We start from the raw sequence: 17,453 nt of genomic DNA, 5'->3' as shown, positions 1-17,453 counted from the left end.
CCCAGCCGCCGTTTCGGCCGCACCGAGCTGGCCATGCCGGTGCTGTCGCTGGGGGGAATGCGCTTTCAGCAGAGCTGGAGTGATCTGCCGGCCGATGCGATCACCGCGGCCAGCCAGGCCAATCTGCGCGCCACCCTGGAGACGGCGGCGGCAGCGGGCCTGCACCACATCGAAACCGCCCGCCACTACGGCACATCTGAACGTCAGTTGGGCGATCTGCTCGGCTCGGTGAGCGATCCGCAGCGGCTGCTGCAGACCAAGGTGCCCCCCTCTGAGGATCCGGCCGCCTTTGAAGCCGAGCTGGAGCGCAGCTTCCGGCGCCTTGGGCTGGCCGATCCCCAGAGCCCCGGCCGCATCGATCTGCTGGCGGTGCATGGCATCAACCTGCCCGAGCATCTCGATCAGACCCTGCGGCCCGGCGGCTGCCTGGAGGTGGTGCGCCGCTGGCAGCAGCAGGGCCGGATCGGATCGGTGGGCTTCTCCACCCATGCGCCCTTGCCGCTGATCCTGGCGGCGATCGAGAGCGATCAGTTTGATTATGTGAATCTGCACTGGTATTTCATCCGCCAGGACAATCGCCCCGCCATCGATCGGGCCCGTGCCCACGACATGGGCGTGTTCGTGATCAGCCCCACCGACAAAGGTGGTCATCTGCACAGCCCGTCGCCGCGTCTGCTGGAGCTCTGCGAACCACTGCATCCGATCGTGTTCAACGATCTCTTCTGTCTCTCGGATCCCGGCGTGCACACGATCAGCGTGGGGGCGGCAGGGCCGGCTGATCTGAATCTCCATCTGGAGGCGGTGCAGCTGTTGCCCCGGGCCGGCGAGCTGCTGCCGCCGATCCTGGAGCGCCTGCAGGCGGCACGGCGCGAGCGCCTGGGTGACGCCTGGCTCGGCACCGCGTTCCAGGGCCTGCCGGACTGGAGCCAGACCCCCGGCCAGATCAACCTGCCGGTGCTGCTGTGGCTGTATGAGCTGCTCGAAGCCTGGGATCTGGAGAGCTTCGCCCGGGCTCGCTACGGGCTGCTGGGCAACGGCAGCCACTGGTTCCCGGGAGAGAATGCCGATCAGCTCGATCACGCCGTCAGCGAGCTGGAGCTTGAGGCGGTGTTGGGCGAGAGCCCCTGGGCCACGCGGATTCCCGAGCTGCTGCGCCAGTTGCGTCAGCGGGTCGGGGGGCAGCAGACCAAGCGTCTGGCGGTGCCCTGATCCCGTCAGCGGGCGATGGCCGTCCCCAGGGGCTGCTTGCTGGGCAGCCCCACCGCCCGCGGATAGGTGCGGGGGCAGGGGCCGGTGGGGGTCAGGGTCAGGGCGTGGCGGATGCCGCGGCCAGCCGGCAGGTCACGGGCTTGGCTCGGCGTGCAGCGGGCCCGCAGCGGCACCAGGGCCCGGTCCAGGGCGGCCTGATCGTCGTTGCTCCATTGGCCGCGGTAGAGCAGGGCCTGGCCGTTGGGGCGCAAGAGCGGTACCAGGTATTCGGCCACCACTGGCGCGCTGGCCACGGCCCGTGCCATTGCCCAGTCGAAGCGACCGCGGCAGGCGGCCGCCTGGCCGGTCTTCTCGATGCGCTCGCAGCGCAGGCTCACCCGCTCGCCCAGGCCCAGGGCCGCCGCCATGGCCCGCACCGCCTCCACCTTGCGCCCCACCGAATCCACCAGGGTGAGACGGGCCCGGGGCAGGGCGATCGCCACCGCCAGCCCCGGGAAGCCGCCGCCTGTGCCCACGTCGATCAACTCCAGGGGTGAAGCGTCAGCGGCAGGGGTCTGCTCGGCCTGAAGCAGCGGCAGGAAGGGCCAGAGGCTGTCGAACACCTGGGCGATCCAGAAGTCTTCGCCCTCCACCAGGCGGGTGAGGTTGAGCCGGCCGTTCCAGAGGCGCAGCTGCTCCTGCAGCGCTGTGAACTGCTGCTGCTGCTGCTGCGTGGGCTGCCAGCCCAGGGCCTGCCACAGCGCTGGACCGGCAGTGGCATCGGCTGTGGCAGTGGCAGCGGCATCCTCCGGGGCGGGGGCATCGGGCCGGCTCGGCATCGGCAAAGGATCCAGGACTGTTCTCCCTAGGATCCCCCACATCCTGGCGGCAGCCCCGTGGCGGCCGCGGCCAAGCCCGGGGGCCATGCCCAGCCCGACGACCCCTTCCAGCCTCCTCCCCACGCCGAGCCACTACGCCTTGCTGCAGCTGGATCCGGGCGCCAGTGCCCAGGAGCTGCGGCAGTCCTTTCGCAGTCTCAGCAAGCGGTTCCACCCCGACACCACAACCCTGCCGGAGGCTGAAGCCGCGGCTGCCTTCCAGCGGCTGCAGGAGGCCTATGCCGTGCTCAGTGATCCGCAGCGCCGTCAGGCCTACGACGCCCAGTTGCGACGTGCCGCAGCCCTGGCGGCGGTGGCGCCCGTCAGTCGGCCGGCCCCGCCGCGTGCCGCGCCCCGCCCGGTGCCGGTGCGTCGCCCTCTCTCTGGCGGTGAGTGGTTCGCCCTGCTGTTGCTGGGGTGCGCCCTGGTGCTGAGTCTGGTGCTGGGCCTGGGGCTCGCCTGGGCCCGGGGGGTGGAGATGATCCAGCGCCCCAGCTGGTGGGTGGAGGAGGCCCCACTCCCACTGGTCGACGTCAACACGCTGCAGCCTGACGAGCGGCCTGCGCCGCAGACTGAGGGCACCGCCGCAGCCCTTCACGACGATGGCGAGCCCGATTCCTCCCGAGATCCCGCTCTACAAGCACCCCCTGCCCCGACTGGAGGATTGGCTGCGCCAGCTGGGCGGGAGCCAGTCGCGGACGGATCCATCCCAGTGGGATCTGCACCAGCCCCGCTGGAGCGCCCAGATCGTGCTGGAGGTTGAGGAGCTCAAGGTGACCTGGCACCAGGAGGGCCAGCAGAGCGTGCGGCACTTCCCCTATGGCCTGCCCCGTGCCGATGTGGAGGCGGCGATCCTGGCTGGACCCTGAGCGCCCAGCAGGCTCACCCTTCGTTGAGGGCAGTGGCGATGGCGCTGTAGCAGGCTTCCAGTTCCGCCGCGTCAATGCACAGCGGCGGCATCAGATACACCACGGAACCCAGCGGACGCAGGAAGACACCGTGCTGCCGCACCCGCCGTGCCAGCTCCTTTCCGGCCGGATTGAAGTAACTGGCCGGCTCGGCCCCCAGATCGAAGGCGGCGATGCCGCCCAGAAGCCTGGGCCGCTTGACCTGTGGATGGGCCGCCAGCCGCTCCAGGTGGGGGCGGTGACGTGCTTCGATCTCCCGATAGCGCTGGGGGTTCTCCTCCAGCAGATCGAGGCTGGTCAGGGCGGCGACGCAGCCGAGCGGATTGCCGGTGAAGCTGTGGCCGTGGAAGAAGGTGAGCTGCGGCTGCTCCCCCACGAATCCCTCGAACAGCGCTTCGCGGGCCATGGTCACCCCCATGGGCAGGAAGCCACCGGTGAGGCCCTTGGAGAGGGCCATCAGGTCGGGCTGGATGCCGGCCCGCTGGCTGGCGAACAGGGCCCCGCAGCGGCCGAAGCCGGTGAGCACCTCATCGGCGATCAACAGGGCGCCGGCCTGCCGCACCCGCTGCTCCACGGCTTGCAGGAAGGCCGGCCGCACCATCGCCATGCCGCTGGCCCCCTGCACCAGCGGCTCGAGAATCACGGCGGCGGTGGGGGTGTCCAGCAGGGTGTCGAGCTGCTGCAGGGCCTCTTGCTCGCGGGCCTCCACCGTGTCGTCAGACCACCAGGTGGCGGGCCAGGGGGCGCGGGCCACGTGGAACAGCAGCGGCTCGAACGCTGCTGAGAAGGCGGAGCGTTCCCCCACCGCCATGGCCCCGAAGGTGTCGCCGTGGTACGCCCCGCTGAAGGCGATCAGCTGGGAGCGCTGCTCACCGCGGTTGTGCCACCACTGCCAGGCGATCTTGAGGGCCACCTCCACGGCGGTGGAGCCGTTGTCTGAGAAGAAGAGGCGGTCCAGCCCCGTGGCGGCGCTGAGCCGTTCGGCCAGCCGTTCGGCCGGAGGATGGCGGAAATTGGCGAAAATCACCTGCTCGAGCCTGACGGCCTGGGCAGCGATCGCCGCGGCGATGCGAGGTTCGGCGTGACCGTGCAGGGTCACCCACCAGCTGCTGATCGCGTCGATCAGGCGACGACCATCCTCCAGTTCCAGCCAGACGCCCTTGCCAGCCACCACCCGCAGCGGTGGCTCCGCCGTGGCCACCTGGGTGGTGGGATGCCAGAGGTTCGGATGCCAGAGGTTGGGATGCCAGCCAGAGCCAGGAGCGGCCAGCGGATCCAGACCCTCCGAGGTTGGGCTTCCGTTCATCGATCGTGGGCTCAGCGGCAGGCTTGCGAGGCCTTCTCGCCGCTGCTGCTCCAGGGGCCGCAGTTGAACCAGTGCACAGTCCGCACTTCGATGTCGGTGAACAGCACCAGGATGCCGGCGCACAGCACGGCCACGGCACCGCTGATCAACAGGTGTTTCTTGCCCATGGCCGCAGCCTACGGGGCAGCTCGGAGCACTGCCACTGCTGCTGCAGACCACTGGCCTCAAGGGGTTCGAGGGGCGGCAGCTCCGCCAGCACCGGCACACCGCCGAGCTGTTCGAGGGTGCGGGGGTTGTCGGGATGGAGGGGACCGTTCAGCACCAGCCCCAGCACCGGGATCCGCCGGGCCCGCAGGGCTTCGAGCGAGAGCAGGGTGTGGTTGAGCGTGCCCAGGCCGCTGCGGGCCACCAGCAGCACCGGCAGCCCCCAGCGCTGCACCTGCTCGATCTGCAGCCAGTCGCGGCGCAGCGGCACCAACAGACCACCGGCGGTTTCGACCACCAGAGCTCCTGAGCCGGCGGGCAGCCTGAGGTGCTCGGGGTCGATCGTGAGGCCCTCCCGCTCGGCGGCCCAATGGGGGGAGACGGGTGCCTGCAGCCGGTAGGCCTCGGGCAGAAGCCGTTCCGAGGGCAGCTGCAGCAGATCCTGCACCCGGCCCCGATCCCCCTCGCCGTCCAGGCCGCTCTGCACCGGCTTCCAGTAGCGGGCCCCCAGGCCCTGCACCACCAGGGCGCTCACCACCGTCTTGCCCACATCGGTGTCGGTGCCGCAGATCACCAGGCCGCTGTGGTTCTCGGCTGCCGCGCCCGCTGTGTCGCCGCCGGCTGTTTCGCTGGCAGTGGCTGGGTCGGTACTGGAGGGGTCGTGGCGGTGGCTGGAGGGGTCGTGGCGGTGGCTGGCGGGCATCGTGTTGACGAAGGCAGTGTCACTGCAGGCAGAACCGCAGCGGCACTTGGGATTCTGCTCAGCGGCCCCAGTCAGCGCTCCCAGTCAGCGCCCCCCGTCAGCTGCCCCCTGTCGTGGGGCGCGAGCCCAACAGCAGCAACACCTCCCAACTGAGACCGGGCTGCTTCCAGTGGCGCAGGAGCCGTCGCAGTTGAGCTGCCGACAGCGGCGCGCTGCGGCTGGCGCCGGCGCCAAGGGCGCGCATCCGTCCCAGGGCCTCATGTCCATCGAGGCATAGCCGCTGAAAACGGAGTACCTGGGCATGCCGCAGCCCCAGACCGCCACGCTCGGCCGCGGCGATCAGAGCCTCAGCGTCTGGCAGGGGCAGGGCCGTGCAGGGAACGGCGGCGGCAGCGGCGGCGGAGCGCCATTGCGGAAAGCTGCCGCTGGTCGGCACCGCCAGGGCTAGCCAGCCACCCGGCATGAGGCTGTGGCACCAGCCTTCCAGCTGCTTTGCCGGGTTCTCCAGCCACTGCAGAGCAAAGCTGGAGATCAGCAGGGCCGCCGACTGCGCCGCCGCCGGCAGCCCGCGCTCCAGATCCCAGCCCCGCCGCTCCCGGCTGTTGGCCAGTGCGTTGCGGGTCAGCAGTTCGGGGCAGAGATCGATCTGCTGCAGCCGGGGTGAAGCGTTCCCTGAAGGCCATTGCTCCAGCAGGGCCCGGCTGAGCAGCCCGGTGCCGGCGCCGAGGTCAGCCCTGGGGCCTGGCAGCAGCGGCAGGTGGCGGCAGTGGTGTGCCAGCCGCCAGGCCACCGCGCGCTGCAGATGGGCCTCCTGGTCGTAGGCGCTGGCCCCAACGGCGAATCGCTGCCTCACCTGGGTGCTGAAGCGGGTCGCCGCTGTCGTGCCGAAGGCCGCAGCAGCCGTCATTCGGGAGACCCAGCCGGTACCGGCCCAGAGGCCGATGAACCGCTTCCCCCTGCCTGGCCCCACTGGCTCTGCCTGGCCTCAAGCCAGCTGAACACCAACGGCACCACGTTCGTCTGCAACAGGCTGTGGCCGGCGCCGGGCAGCACCTCCATCGCGGCTGTGGGCAGGGCGTTGCGCAGCAGGGAACGGGCGGCGGGCACCACAATCCGATCGGCTTCCGCCTCCACGATCAGCACCTGGGCTGCGGCGGGAAACCCGGTCGGCAGGCCGTCGCACTGTTCCAGTCGTTCCAGGTCGTCGAGCAGGCGTCCGCAGCCCGCGGGGGTGATGTGGTCGGTTTCCGGCCCGGGGGGCAGCAGGGCGGCATCAGCAGGATCAGCCGCCTGCTGCAGAAAGGCCGACAGCATGCTCTGAACAGCACTCTCACTGGTCTCCAAGCCGCTGGCCAGGTGGGCTTGCAGCGGCGCTGCCATACCGGCCAGTCCCCGCTGCAGCCGCCGGCGATCGCGGCCCTCCGGCACGAAGCGTCCGAAGCTGGCCAGCAGCACCACCAGATCGGCGGCTGCCAGCACGTTCGCTGGCACCAGGTGGGGGCCGAGGGAGTGGCCGATCAGCACGCGGGGCCCGGCCGTGGCCGCGCCGTTGGGGATCCAGGTGGGTTGGAACGGCGGCAGGGAGCCGTAGCCGCGTTCACCGCTCTGCCACGGCCAGTTCCGCTGCTCGGCCAGCTGCCGCCAGGGTTCCCAGGCCCGGCTGTCGCCGCCCCAACCGTGCATGGCGATCACCTGGAGGGTCATGGCGCAGGCGGTGAACCGAGGGCCTTCAGCAGGTGATGCAGACTGCCCGGAGGCAGATCCTCGCGCAGCACGAGGCGCAGACGGGCCTGACCCTCCGGCACCGTGGGCGGGCGGATCGCCACGATCAGCAGGCCGGCCCCCTCAAGTCGGGCCTGGAGGTCGAGCGCTTCCTGGTCGCCTCCCACCACCAGCGCCAGGATCGGGCCGTGGCCGGCGGGCCTGGGCCAGCCGGCAGCCTCGAGGCCATCGCGCCAACGCCGGGCCCGCTCCAGCAGTGCCGGGCCAGCCGCCTGGCCAGAGGCTTCCCGGCTCTCCATCAGTTCCAGCGCGGCGAGCGCCCCAGCCGCCAGCGGTGGTGCCAGAGCTGTGGTGAAGCGGAAGCCGCCACTGCGCTGCAGCAGCCAGTCGCCCACCAGGGCATCGCTGGCGAGGAAGGCACCGCCCCCGCCGAAGGCCTTGCCGAAGGTGCCGCTCACCAGGGTCACGGCGGGCAGTCCCCAGGCCAGGCCGCGGCCTCCCTGTCCCAGCACCCCCAGCGCATGGGCCTCATCCAGCAGCAGCAGGGCCCCATGGCGCTCGCACAGCCGTGCCAGGGCCTCCACGGCCGGGCTGGTGCCCTCCATGCTGAACAGGCTTTCGCTCAGCACCAGCAGGCGCTGCCCCGGATCGGCCTGCCGTGCAGCCACCAGGCGCCTCTCCAGATCGGTGAGATCGTTGTGTCGGAAGCGCTGCAGGCGGGCACCGCTGGCCTGCACGCCCACCAGCAGGGAGTGGTGGATCAGCCGATCGGCCAGCACCAGGCTGTGGCGATCCGCCAGGGCTGTCACCGCGGCGAGATTGGCCTGGAAGCCGCTCGGGAAGAGCAGCACCCGTTCCCGTCCCAGCCAGCGGGCCAGGGCCCGCTCCAGGGCTTCGTGGATGGGCCGGCTGCCGCACACCAGCCGTGAGGAGCCGGCGCCGAGGCCTTCCTCGTTCAGGCAGGCCGTCGCGGCCCGGGCCAGGGCCGGATGGCGCGCCAGACCCAGGTAATCGTTGCTGGCCAGATCGAGCAGGGGGGGGGCGTTCGCTTGCGCGTCTTGCAAGGAGGCGGCGCTGCGGCCGGGCAGGAAGGTGCGGATCCGGCGGTGGCGTTCCGCCGGCAGGGCGGACAGGCTGGCGATCAGCTGCTCACGCCAGAGGGGGGCTGTGCTGATCGGCTCGGACACCGGCATTGGCTGCCGCATCTGCCCAACCTAAGCAGGGTCAGGTTCTCGCCCGTTGTCCCCTGTTCTGATGCGGGGTCTTTCGCTGACGCCTCCAGGTCCGCTGAGCAGGATGGGCCGCAAGCCCGATCTGCCGTCGATGGCACCTCCGCCGCAAGCCGCCCCGCCGCAACCTGCTGCGCCGCCCGCCGCCCTGCCGCCGCACCTGGGGCTGCTGGAACGCTTCACCCTGCTCTTTCCGGTCTGGACCCTGGCGGCGGTGCTGCTGTCGCTGCCGTTTCCGCAGCTGTTCACGTGGCTGAAGGGGCCGGCGATCGTCTGGGCCCTGGCGGTGATCATGCTGGGCATGGGGCTGGGGCTGCAGCTCGGGGATTTCCGGCGGGTGCTGGCCCGTTCGGCCTTCACCAGCCCGCTCACGGCCTTGCCCGGTGCGATCTCGGCCGTGGTGCAGGCGGTGCTGGGCAGCCTGCTGGCCGCCTGGTGGCGCTCCCGCAGTGGAACCGGGTCAGCCCGCCCCTAGGATTCGCCGATGCCCAGTTCTGGCCAACGTGCTGATCAGCCAGTGCCGGCGCTGGACCAGCTGTTTCCGTTTTCGCTCGATCCCTTCCAGCTCGAGGCGATCGATGCGCTGAACCAGGGCCACTCGGTCGTGGTGAGTGCCCCCACCGGCTCCGGCAAGACCCTGGTGGGCGAGTACGCCATCTACCGCGCCCTGGCCCACGGCCAGAAAGTCTTTTACACCACGCCCCTCAAGGCCCTCTCCAACCAGAAACTGCGTGATTTCCGCCATCAGTTCGGGGCGGAGAAGGTGGGGCTGCTCACCGGTGATCTGAGCCTCAACCGTGAGGCCCAGATCGTGGTGATGACCACCGAGATCTTCCGCAACATGCTCTATGCGGAAATCGACCATCCCGACGACGACCCCCTGGCGGACGTGGAGGCGGTGGTGCTGGATGAGTGCCACTACATGAACGATTCCCAGCGCGGCACCGTCTGGGAGGAATCGATCATCCATTGCCCGCCGCCGATCCAGCTGGTGGCGCTTTCGGCCACGGTGGCCAATGCCGGCCAGCTTACCGACTGGATCGAGCGGGTGCACGGCCCCACCCGCCTGGTGCACAGCGACTTCCGGCCGGTGCCGCTGGCCTTCAGCTTCTGCAGCGCCAAGGGTCTCCACCCCCTGCTCAATGACGAAGGCACGGCACTGCACCCCAACTGCAAGGTCTGGCGGCCTCCCAAGACCACCCGCCGCAAGGGTCCCAAGCCGCCGCGGCCACCCCAGCCCGAGGCACCGCCTCTGGCGTTCGTGGTGGCCCAGATGGCCGAGCGGGACATGCTGCCGGCGATCTATTTCATCTTCAGCCGTCGCGGCTGCGATAAGGGCGTACGCGACATGGGCAAGCTCTGTCTGGTCACCCCCGAGGAACAGGCGCGCATCGCTGTGCGCCTTGACGCCTACGTAGCTGCCACACCAGAGGCGGTTCGGGAGGGCCATGATGAACCGCTGCTGCGGGGCATCGCTTCCCACCACGCCGGTGTGCTGCCGGCCTGGAAGGAACTGATCGAAGATCTTTTTCAGCAGGGACTGATCAAGGTGGTGTTTGCCACCGAAACCCTGGCGGCGGGCATCAACATGCCGGCCCGCACCACCGTGATCTCTTCGCTGTCGAAGCGCACCGAGCGGGGCCACCGCCCCCTGATGGGCAGTGAGTTCCTGCAGATGGCGGGCCGGGCGGGCCGGCGTGGCCTCGATGTGCAGGGCTATGTGGTGACGGTGCAGAGCCGCTTCGAGGGGGTGCGGGAGGCGGGTGCGTTGGCCACCAGCCCGGCCGATCCGCTGGTGAGCCAGTTCACGCCCAGCTACGGCATGGTGCTCAACCTGCTGCAGCGCTACGACCTAACAAAGGCGCGCGAGCTGGTGGAACGCAGTTTCGGGCGGTATCTGGCCACCCTCGACCTGGCAGACGACGAGGCCCGCATCGCCGAACTGGGGGCCCAGCTCGCCTCCCTCGAGGCCGGCAGCGGCGATGTGCCCTGGGACGACTTTGAAGACTATGAAAAGCAGCGCGGCCGCCTGCGCGAGGAGCGTCGCCTGCAGCGGATCCTGCAGCACCAGGCCGAAGAGACCCTGGTGCACGAACTCACCCTGGCCCTGCAGTTCTCCAGTGAAGGCACCCTGGTGAGCCTCCGGGCGCCCCAGTTGCGGGGCCGGGTCACACCGGCGGTGATCGTGCGGAAGGTGCCGGGCCCCGGCCAGTTCCCCCTGCTGCTCTGCCTCACCGATGAGAACCAGTGGCTGCTGCTCCCCTGCCATGCGGTGGTGAGCCTCCATGCCGAGCTCAGCTGCCTGCAGGTGAGCCAGCTGGATCCGCCCGAGCTGCAGCATCAGGGTGAATTGCGCCATGGCGACCAGGCCAGTGGTGGTCTGGCCCTGGCGGTGGCCTCGATGGCCCGCCGCCACGACATGAGCACCCCCCAGTTCGACCTGGCCGGAGAGGTGCAGGAGCAGGCGCGGCTGGTGCAGCAGCTCGAACAGGAGCTGGAACTCCATCCGGCCCATCGCTGGGGCGATCGCAAGCGGCTCAAGCAGCACCACCGCCGCATGGAGGAGCTGGCTGTGGAGATCGAAGAACGCCAGACGCTGCTGCATCACCGCTCGAACCGCCACTGGGATACCTTCCTGGCCCTGATCGACATCTTGCGCTTCTTCGGGGGGCTGGATGGAGCTGAGGGGCTTGAGCCCACGGAGGTGGGTCGCACTGTGGCGGCCCTGCGGGGCGACAACGAGCTCTGGCTGGGGCTCGCTCTGATGAGTGGTCATCTCGATGGGCTCGACCCCGCCGAGCTGGCCGCGGTGCTCGAGGCGATCTCCACCGAGGTGAACCGCCCCGATCTCTGGTGTGCCTTCCCGCCGCCACCGGCAGTGGAGGAAGCCCTGCACGACCTGCGCGGCCTGCGGCGGGAGCTGCAGCGCCAGCAGGAGCGCGGCAAGGTGGTGGTGCCGGTCTGGTGGGAGCCCGAACTCACGGGGCTGGTGGAAGCCTGGGCCCGGGGGGCCAGCTGGACCGATGTGATCGCCAGCACCTCCCTCGATGAAGGCGATGTGGTGCGCATCCTGCGCCGCACGGTGGATCTGCTCGCCCAGATTCCCTACTGCGAAGCGATCAGCGAGCAGCTACGCCGCAACTCCCGCCGTGCCCTGCAGGCGATCAACCGCTTCCCGGTCTGCGAGATCGAGGATCTGGTGGGACAGGCTGCTGCCCCGGCTGTGGCTGGGTCTGAGTCGGCGGTTCCGTCTTTGGTTGCGACTGAGGCGGTGGCTGCGGTTGAGGCAGTGGCTACGGCTGTGGTTGAGGTTGAGCCTTTGGATGAAGTTCCTGAGGACAGCCCTGCCTTCTAAACAACACCTTCAGAAGAATCCTGCTTCACAGGCCCAGATTGCGGAAGATGTCGCGGTCCAGGGGTGCAGGCCAAGGGCTCAGGAGGCAAGGGATCGGCCAGGCGCCTGTGGGAAAGTATCCGCAGTCACCCTGAATCGTTGCCTGTTTCGTCCAAGGCCTCTGGTCACCGCGGCATTATCCTGGCCGGTGGCAGCGGCACCCGCCTGCATCCGATCACCCAGGCGGTGAGCAAGCAGCTGCTGCCGGTTTACGACAAGCCGATGATCTATTACCCGCTCAGCACCTTGATGCTGGCGGGCATTCAGGACATCCTGATCATCTCCACCCCCCACGATCTGCCTCGGTTCCGGGATCTGCTCGGCGACGGCTCCCGCTGGGGCGTTCGCTTCTCCTACGCCGAGCAGCCCAGCCCCGATGGCCTGGCCCAGGCCTTCCTGATCGGTGAGACTTTTCTGGACGGCCATCCGGCGGCCCTGGTTCTGGGCGACAACCTCTTCTATGGGCACGATCTCTCGATCAGCCTGCAGGCGGCGGCGGCTCGCGGCGATGGTGCTTCGGTGTTCGCCTATCGGGTGGCGGATCCGGAGCGCTACGGCGTGGTGGGGTTTGATGCGCAGCGGCGGGTCACCTCGCTGGAGGAGAAGCCGGAGGTGCCAGCTTCCAACTACGCCGTGACCGGCCTGTATTTCTATGATTCCCAGGTGGTGGAGCTGGCTCATCAGGTGAAGCCTTCCCCACGGGGCGAGCTGGAGATCACCGACCTCAATCGCCTCTATCTCGAGCGGGGGCAGTTGCAGGTGGAACTGCTGGGCCGCGGCATGGCCTGGCTGGATACCGGCACCTGTGATTCTCTGCATGAGGCCGGCAGCTACATCCGCACCCTCGAAAAACGCCAGGGGCTCAAGATCGGCTGCCCCGAAGAAGTGGCCTGGCGGCAGGGCTGGATCAGCGATGACCAGCTGGCCCAACTGGCGGCACCGCTCCACAAGAGCGGCTATGGCGCCTACCTGGAAGGCCTGCTGGCGGAGCGCTGCGCATGATCACCCCGACTCCAGGTCCATCTTTTTCAATGGCCTCCTCTGCTGCTGCACCAGTGCTGCTGATCGGCCGCAGCGGCCAGGTGGCCAGCGCCCTGCAGGCCCTGGCACCGGCGCTGCTGCCGGATCGTCCCCTGGTGGTGGCTGGGCGGCCCGAGATCGATCTGGCAGCTCCATCGGGCGAGCTGGTCCAGCAACTTGAGGCTCTGCTCGATCAGCTGAAGCCTGCCCTGGTGATCAATGCCGCTGCATACACGGCGGTGGATCGGGCCGAGAGCGAGCCCGAGCTGGCCCAGGCGGTGAATGCCGTTGGAGTGGGTGTGCTGGCCCAGGCCTGTGCGGCGCGGGATCTGCCCCTGATGCACCTCTCCACCGATTATGTGTTCAACGGCTGTGGCGACTCGCCCTGGCGGGAAGAGGATCCCACCGGCCCCCTGGGGGTGTATGGCGCCACCAAGCTGGCCGGCGAGGAGGCGCTGCGAGCGGCCGCTGGTCCCCACCTGCTGCTGCGGGTGAGCTGGGTGTTCGGCATCCAGGGCGCCAATTTCGTGCGCACAATGCTGCGGCTGGGGGGGGAACGCCTGGCCCTGTCGGTGGTGGACGACCAGATCGGTGGCCCCACCAGTGCCGAGGCGATTGCCCGCACCCTGCTGCAGCTGGCCGAGCCGGCCATCACCGCAGGTCTGCCCTGGGGCACTTACCACTACGCCGGCCAACCCGCCGTGAGCTGGCACGACTTTGCCGCCGCGATCTTCGCGGAGGCGGTGGACCTCGGCCTGCTGGAGCGCGCCCCCGCCCTCAGCGCCATCCCGTCGAGTGCCTACCCAACCCCGGCAGCCCGCCCGGCGAACTCACGGCTGGATGGCTCCCGCTTTGAGGCGGCCTTTGGCCTCCCCCTGCCGAACTGGCGCGAGGATCTGCGGCAGTGCCTCGAGGCCTGGCAATGATGTTTTCTTCCATGACCCGCCATCTCTTGATCACCGGCGGCGCCGGATTCATCGCCGGCAACCTGGTTCACCATTGGGCCGCCACCCATCCGCAGGATCGCCTGGTGGTGCTGGATGCCCTCACCTACGCCGGCAAACGCGCCACGATTGCGCCCCTGATCGATGCGGGCCAGGTCCAGTTCGTGCATGGCGACATCGGCGATGCGGCGTTGGTGGCCAAGGTGCTCCAGGAGCAGTCCATCACCCATGTGGCCCATCTGGCGGCCGAATCCCATGTCGACCGCTCGATCAGTGGACCCGGCGCCTTCCTGGCCACGAACGTGGGGGGCACCTTCACCCTGCTGGAGGCCTTCCGGGCCCACTGGTTGGCCAACGGCTCACCCGAGCACTGGCGGTTTCTGCACGTCAGCACCGATGAAGTGTTCGGCAGCCTTGAGCCGCAGGATCCTCCCTTCAGTGAATCCACCGCCTATTCGCCCCGCTCGCCTTATGCCGCCAGCAAGGCTGCCAGCGACCACCTGGCCCGGGCCTGGCAACACACCTACGGGCTGCCGGTGCTGGTGAGCAATTGCTCCAACAATTACGGGCCCTACCACTTCCCGGAAAAGCTGATTCCGCTCACGCTGATCAACATCCTGCTCGGCCGGCCGATTCCGGTCTACGGCGACGGCTCCAATGTGCGCGACTGGTTGTTCGTGCACGACCACTGCCGGGCCCTGGAGCGGGTGCTGTTGGCCGGCGAGCCTGGCAGCACCTATTGCATCGGCGGCAACAACGAGGTGGCCAATCTTGATCTGGTTCACCTGCTTTGCGACCTGATGGAGGAGCTGGCTCCGGATCTGCCGGTGCGTCCCTGCCGCGAGCTGATTCGCTTCGTGGCGGATCGCCCTGGCCACGACCGCCGCTATGCCATCGATGCCTCCCACATTCGCCGCACGTTGGGGTGGGAGCCCCAGGTGACGGTGCAGGAAGGCCTGCGGCGCACGGTGCAGTGGTATCTGGCCAATCGCAGCTGGTGGGAGCCGCTGCTCTCGCCGGAGTACAGCGGCTACCTGGAAGCACAGTACGGAGCCTCCCTGGGAGCCTGAAGCTTAGGGATTCCCGAGCCCCCAGGATTCCCTGTCTTCGTTTCGCGCTTGATTCGTTGTTGTTCTGATCCTTTGTGTCGTCCTGACGCGTGGTTGTCCGGACGCGTTTGAGTTCTGTTCTTTCCTGTTTCGGTTCTCTCTCTCTCTCTCTCTCTCTCTCTCTCTCTCTCTCGGCTGCGTTTCACCGTCATGCAGATCATTCCCCAGTCCATCCCCGACGTGCTGTTGCTGCAGCCCAAGGTCTTCGGGGATGCCCGAGGCTTTTTTGTGGAAACGGCGCGCCAGAACGTGCTGGATCAGGCCGGAATTCCGCCGCTGGTGCAGCACAATCAGAGCCGCAGCCGCCAGGGGGTGCTGCGCGGGCTCCACTACCAGCTCGTGCAGACCCAGGGCAAGCTGGTGCGCTGCTCCCGCGGGGCGGTGTTTGATGTGGCGGTGGATGTGCGCCGCGGCTCTCCCTTTTTCGGCCAATGGGTGGGTGCCTTGCTCGACGACGTGACCCACCAGCAGCTCTGGGTGCCGCCGGGCTTCGCGCACGGCTTTCTGGTGCTCAGTGAGCTGGCGGATTTCTGCTACCTCTGCTCCGATTATTACCATCCGGCCTCAGAACAGGGGATCGTCTGGAATGATCCCGCCGTTGGCATTGTCTGGCCCGAACTGCCGCCAGGGGTGGAGATCCAGCTCTCGGCTAAAGACCAGGCCAATCCCACCCTGGCCAACCAGGATCCGGCGCTCCTGCCAGCCTCAGGCCTACTCGCCTGAAAGCCGGCGGCCTGAGAGCTGCGAGCCTCAGATCCCCAGCCGCTCCCAGATCACCCCCAGGTTGGCCAGGTGTAGGTCGGCGGCGAAGCAGTGTGCCAGCTGCTCGGGGTTGAGACGGCTGGTCACATCGGCATCGGCCTCGAGGTTGGCGCGGAAATGGCCGCCTTCAGTGTTCCAGGCGGTGTGGGCGTTGCGTTGCACGATCCGGTAGGACTCCTCGCGGCTCAGTCCTGAGGCCACCAGGGCCAGCAGCACCCTCTGGCTGAACACCACACCGCCGTAGACGTTCATGTTGCGGGCCATGTTCTGCGGGTAGACCCCGAGGCCCTTCACCACGTCGGTCATTTCGCGCAGCATGAAGTGCAGGGTGACCGAGCAATCGGGCAGCATCATCCGCTCCACCGAGCTGTGGCTGATGTCGCGCTCGTGCCAGAGGGCACAGTTCTCCAGGGCAGCCACCACGTAGCTGCGCAGCACGCGGGCCAGGCCGGAGATGCGCTCGCTGCGGATCGGGTTGCGCTTGTGGGGCATGGCGGAGCTGCCCTTCTGGCCCTTGGCGAAGTTCTCCTCCACCTCCAGCACATCGGTGCGCTGCAGGTTGCGGATCTCGGTGGAGAAGCGCTCCAGGGCGGCGCCCACCAGGGCCAGGGTCTGGACGTACTCGGCATGGCGATCGCGGCCGATCACCTGGGTGCTGGCCGTGTCGGGCACCAGGCCCAGTAATTCGCAGGTGATCGCTTCCACCTGGGGATCGGTGTTGGCGTAGGTGCCCATGGCGCCGCTGATCTGGCCCACGCTCACCACCTGCTCGAGCCGTTCGAGCCGCTCCTGGTTGCGCACCACCTCCGCCAGCCAGCCAGCCACCTTGAAGCCGAAGCTGATCGGCTCGCCATGGATGGCGTGGGAGCGGCCGATCATCACGGTGTTTTTGTGCTCCCGGGCCAAGGTCCGCAGGGCGTGGGCCAGAGCATCAAGCTCCTGGCGCAGCAGCTGAACCGAGGCCTTGAGCTGCAGGGCCAGGCCGGTGTCGAGCACGTCGGAGCTGGTCATCCCCACGTGGATGTAGCGTCCGGCATCCCCCACGTGCTCATTCACGTTGGTGAGGAAGGCGATCACGTCGTGACGCACCTCCGCCTCGATCTCGAGGATGCGGGGCACCTCAAACCGGGCTGTGGCCTTGATGGTGGCGAGGGCATCGGCAGGAACGCGGCCGAGGCGTTGATTGGCTTCGGTGGCGGCGATCTCCACATCCAGCCAGCTCTGGAATTTCGCCTCTTCACTCCAGATCTGGCCCATGGCGGGCAGGGTGTAACGCTCGATCAAGGGCCAGCGCGTGGCAACGACGGGGCCAATCTATGGCGTAGTGGGTGGAGGCTTGAGCGTGCGGGGCATCAGCGGCTGTTCGCAAAAAAAAAGCCGGGGATTCCCCCGGCTGGCTGGATCAAATCGATCAGACGATCACTCGAAGGTAATGAAGTCGATACCGTCTTCTGCCAGCTTGGCTGCGATGCCAGGCTGGGTGTAAGTCACATCACCGATCCTGAGAACGTCATTGCTATCGAAGTTCTTGATTGTCAGCTTCTTGACTTCTGCATCCTGTGCGATAAGGATCCTGTCACTGCCGCCGGTACCCAAGTCAATCGTAGACTTCGTGACGTTAGAGCCATTGCCGAAGCTCACAACATCGTCGCCCTCGCCAAGATTGAGGTCAGCCTGCTTGACCTTGGAACCTTCTGCGAAGGCGATCGAGTCTGCACCAGCTCCAAGATCGAACGACGTTTTCTTGAAGACAGTGGCTGCAGCATCAATGGCGTTGTCGCCTTCGTCGCCGGTAACGGTCGACTTCTTCGCCTTGAATTCGGCGAAGATGAAGTCGGCGCCTCCAAACATGTTGAAGCTGGAGCCGGTGGTCTTCTCACCAGAGACGAGGGTTGTGCCACTAATTGCAGTGGTGTTGACGCCACTGGTCTGGCCGCCAAAGACAACGGATGTGCCCTGAGGGGTTTCTGTGACGACGGGCGGCGTTTGGCCTACTGGCGTGATGACCTCTGACTGAGGCGTGATTTGAGTGGACATGGGTGAGGAATTCGGCCTCGTAGTCGCCAAACACTACGGGAATGGGGGG

General features: G+C 68.1%; 18 protein-coding genes. 9 read left to right on the top strand and 9 right to left on the bottom strand.

The genetic code is table 11. The annotated features are described in order from the left end of the window. The first annotated feature begins 33 nt into the window (after positions 1-33). Positions 34-1,209 (top strand): aldo/keto reductase, encoded by a 1,176-nt coding sequence (locus KQ310_RS04730; protein ID WP_259720657.1) that lies wholly within the window; start codon positions 34-36, stop codon positions 1,207-1,209. Positions 1,210-1,214: 5 nt separating this feature from the next. On the opposite strand, the gene rsmG is transcribed toward KQ310_RS04730, so the two are convergent. Beyond that, entirely contained in the window at positions 1,215-2,027 is an 813-nt protein-coding gene (gene rsmG / locus KQ310_RS04725; protein WP_259720631.1) for a 16S rRNA (guanine(527)-N(7))-methyltransferase RsmG, read from the bottom strand. A gap of 85 nt (positions 2,028-2,112) precedes the next feature. Here rsmG and KQ310_RS04720 point away from each other — a divergent pair, with 85 nt between their 5' ends. Next, the gene (locus KQ310_RS04720) at positions 2,113-2,829 is read left to right on the top strand and encodes a J domain-containing protein (protein WP_259720630.1); all 717 of its coding nucleotides are present in this window, start codon (positions 2,113-2,115) and stop codon (positions 2,827-2,829) included. After that, a complete protein-coding gene (locus tag KQ310_RS04715) occupies positions 2,735-2,935 on the top strand; it encodes a DUF3143 domain-containing protein (RefSeq protein ID WP_259720656.1) in 201 nt (66 codons plus the stop codon). The genes KQ310_RS04720 and KQ310_RS04715 overlap by 95 nt, the downstream gene beginning before the upstream one ends. Positions 2,936-2,948: 13 nt before the next feature. Here KQ310_RS04715 and bioA read toward each other — a convergent pair whose 3' ends face one another. The 6 genes from bioA to KQ310_RS04685 form a co-directional block, all read right to left on the bottom strand. Further along, positions 2,949-4,280: an adenosylmethionine--8-amino-7-oxononanoate transaminase gene (bioA, locus tag KQ310_RS04710; RefSeq protein WP_259720629.1), complete on the bottom strand. Its 1,332-nt coding sequence runs from the start codon at positions 4,278-4,280 to the stop codon at positions 2,949-2,951. 11 nt (positions 4,281-4,291) lie between these two features. Then, entirely contained in the window at positions 4,292-4,447 is a 156-nt protein-coding gene (locus KQ310_RS04705) for a hypothetical protein (RefSeq protein WP_259720628.1), read from the bottom strand. After that, a complete protein-coding gene (bioD, locus tag KQ310_RS04700; RefSeq protein ID WP_259720627.1) occupies positions 4,426-5,187 on the bottom strand; it encodes a dethiobiotin synthase in 762 nt (253 codons plus the stop codon). Before bioD ends, KQ310_RS04705 begins: the two co-directional genes overlap by 22 nt. Before the next feature lie 97 nt (positions 5,188-5,284). Next, positions 5,285-6,094: a methyltransferase domain-containing protein gene (locus KQ310_RS04695; protein ID WP_259720626.1), complete on the bottom strand. Its 810-nt coding sequence runs from the start codon at positions 6,092-6,094 to the stop codon at positions 5,285-5,287. Next, positions 6,091-6,891: an alpha/beta fold hydrolase gene (locus tag KQ310_RS04690; RefSeq protein WP_259720625.1), complete on the bottom strand. Its 801-nt coding sequence runs from the start codon at positions 6,889-6,891 to the stop codon at positions 6,091-6,093. Before KQ310_RS04690 ends, KQ310_RS04695 begins: the two co-directional genes overlap by 4 nt. Continuing rightward, entirely contained in the window at positions 6,888-8,042 is a 1,155-nt protein-coding gene (locus KQ310_RS04685) for an aminotransferase class I/II-fold pyridoxal phosphate-dependent enzyme (protein ID WP_399237664.1), read from the bottom strand. The genes KQ310_RS04690 and KQ310_RS04685 overlap by 4 nt, the downstream gene beginning before the upstream one ends. A 163-nt stretch (positions 8,043-8,205) precedes the next feature. Here KQ310_RS04685 and KQ310_RS15820 point away from each other — a divergent pair, with 163 nt between their 5' ends. The 6 genes from KQ310_RS15820 to rfbC all read left to right on the top strand — a co-directional run bounded on the left by KQ310_RS15820 (position 8,206) and on the right by rfbC (position 15,328). Next, positions 8,206-8,613, top strand: a complete 408-nt coding sequence (locus tag KQ310_RS15820; RefSeq protein ID WP_311134699.1) for a hypothetical protein — start codon at positions 8,206-8,208, stop codon at positions 8,611-8,613. Between the two features lie 9 nt (positions 8,614-8,622). Beyond that, complete coding sequence (locus KQ310_RS04675) at positions 8,623-11,493, top strand: RNA helicase (protein WP_259720623.1); 2,871 nt, start codon at positions 8,623-8,625, stop codon at positions 11,491-11,493. A gap of 138 nt (positions 11,494-11,631) precedes the next feature. Beyond that, a complete protein-coding gene (gene rfbA, locus KQ310_RS04670) occupies positions 11,632-12,534 on the top strand; it encodes a glucose-1-phosphate thymidylyltransferase RfbA (RefSeq protein WP_259720622.1) in 903 nt (300 codons plus the stop codon). 29 nt (positions 12,535-12,563) lie between these two features. Further along, positions 12,564-13,478, top strand: coding sequence for a dTDP-4-dehydrorhamnose reductase (gene rfbD / locus KQ310_RS04665; RefSeq protein ID WP_259720621.1), 915 nt, complete (start codon positions 12,564-12,566; stop codon positions 13,476-13,478). Positions 13,479-13,489: 11 nt separating this feature from the next. Continuing rightward, positions 13,490-14,566 carry a dTDP-glucose 4,6-dehydratase gene (gene rfbB / locus KQ310_RS04660; protein ID WP_259720620.1) on the top strand — a complete coding sequence of 359 codons (1,077 nt, stop codon included), beginning with the start codon at positions 13,490-13,492 and terminating at the stop codon, positions 14,564-14,566. Between the two features lie 189 nt (positions 14,567-14,755). After that, positions 14,756-15,328 (top strand): dTDP-4-dehydrorhamnose 3,5-epimerase, encoded by a 573-nt coding sequence (gene rfbC / locus KQ310_RS04655; RefSeq protein ID WP_259720619.1) that lies wholly within the window; start codon positions 14,756-14,758, stop codon positions 15,326-15,328. Positions 15,329-15,355: 27 nt separating this feature from the next. On the opposite strand, the gene purB is transcribed toward rfbC, so the two are convergent. Both purB and KQ310_RS04645 read right to left on the bottom strand, forming a co-directional pair. After that, a complete protein-coding gene (purB, locus tag KQ310_RS04650; protein WP_259720618.1) occupies positions 15,356-16,651 on the bottom strand; it encodes an adenylosuccinate lyase in 1,296 nt (431 codons plus the stop codon). Positions 16,652-16,786: 135 nt separating this feature from the next. After that, a complete protein-coding gene (locus KQ310_RS04645) occupies positions 16,787-17,404 on the bottom strand; it encodes a hypothetical protein (protein WP_259720617.1) in 618 nt (205 codons plus the stop codon). Positions 17,405-17,453 lie beyond the last annotated feature (49 nt).

This window comes from Synechococcus sp. CS-1328, from assembly GCF_025128095.1.
GTDB lineage: Bacteria > Cyanobacteriota > Cyanobacteriia > PCC-6307 > Cyanobiaceae > CBW1002.
Note: the sequence above shows the minus strand (reverse complement) of the source record. Positions and strands in the feature narration are given on the sequence as shown.

Excerpts from the sequence above, each read along its gene's own strand:
- KQ310_RS04730 (WP_259720657.1), top strand. The coding sequence starts at position 34 with ATGCCGGTGCTGTCGCTGGGGGGAATGCGCTTTCAGCAGAGCTGGAGT.
- rsmG (WP_259720631.1), bottom strand. The coding sequence starts at position 2,027 with ATGCCGAGCCGGCCCGATGCCCCCGCCCCGGAGGATGCCGCTGCCACT.
- KQ310_RS04720 (WP_259720630.1), top strand. The coding sequence starts at position 2,113 with ATGCCCAGCCCGACGACCCCTTCCAGCCTCCTCCCCACGCCGAGCCAC.
- bioA (WP_259720629.1), bottom strand. The coding sequence starts at position 4,280 with ATGAACGGAAGCCCAACCTCGGAGGGTCTGGATCCGCTGGCCGCTCCT.
- KQ310_RS04705 (WP_259720628.1), bottom strand. The coding sequence starts at position 4,447 with ATGGGCAAGAAACACCTGTTGATCAGCGGTGCCGTGGCCGTGCTGTGC.
- bioD (WP_259720627.1), bottom strand. The coding sequence starts at position 5,187 with ATGCCCGCCAGCCACCGCCACGACCCCTCCAGCCACCGCCACGACCCC.
- KQ310_RS04695 (WP_259720626.1), bottom strand. The coding sequence starts at position 6,094 with ATGACGGCTGCTGCGGCCTTCGGCACGACAGCGGCGACCCGCTTCAGC.
- KQ310_RS04690 (WP_259720625.1), bottom strand. The coding sequence starts at position 6,891 with ATGACCCTCCAGGTGATCGCCATGCACGGTTGGGGCGGCGACAGCCGG.
- KQ310_RS15820 (WP_311134699.1), top strand. The coding sequence starts at position 8,206 with ATGGGCCGCAAGCCCGATCTGCCGTCGATGGCACCTCCGCCGCAAGCC.
- KQ310_RS04675 (WP_259720623.1), top strand. The coding sequence starts at position 8,623 with ATGCCCAGTTCTGGCCAACGTGCTGATCAGCCAGTGCCGGCGCTGGAC.
- rfbD (WP_259720621.1), top strand. The coding sequence starts at position 12,564 with ATGGCCTCCTCTGCTGCTGCACCAGTGCTGCTGATCGGCCGCAGCGGC.
- rfbB (WP_259720620.1), top strand. The coding sequence starts at position 13,490 with ATGACCCGCCATCTCTTGATCACCGGCGGCGCCGGATTCATCGCCGGC.
- rfbC (WP_259720619.1), top strand. The coding sequence starts at position 14,756 with ATGCAGATCATTCCCCAGTCCATCCCCGACGTGCTGTTGCTGCAGCCC.
- KQ310_RS04645 (WP_259720617.1), bottom strand. The coding sequence starts at position 17,404 with ATGTCCACTCAAATCACGCCTCAGTCAGAGGTCATCACGCCAGTAGGC.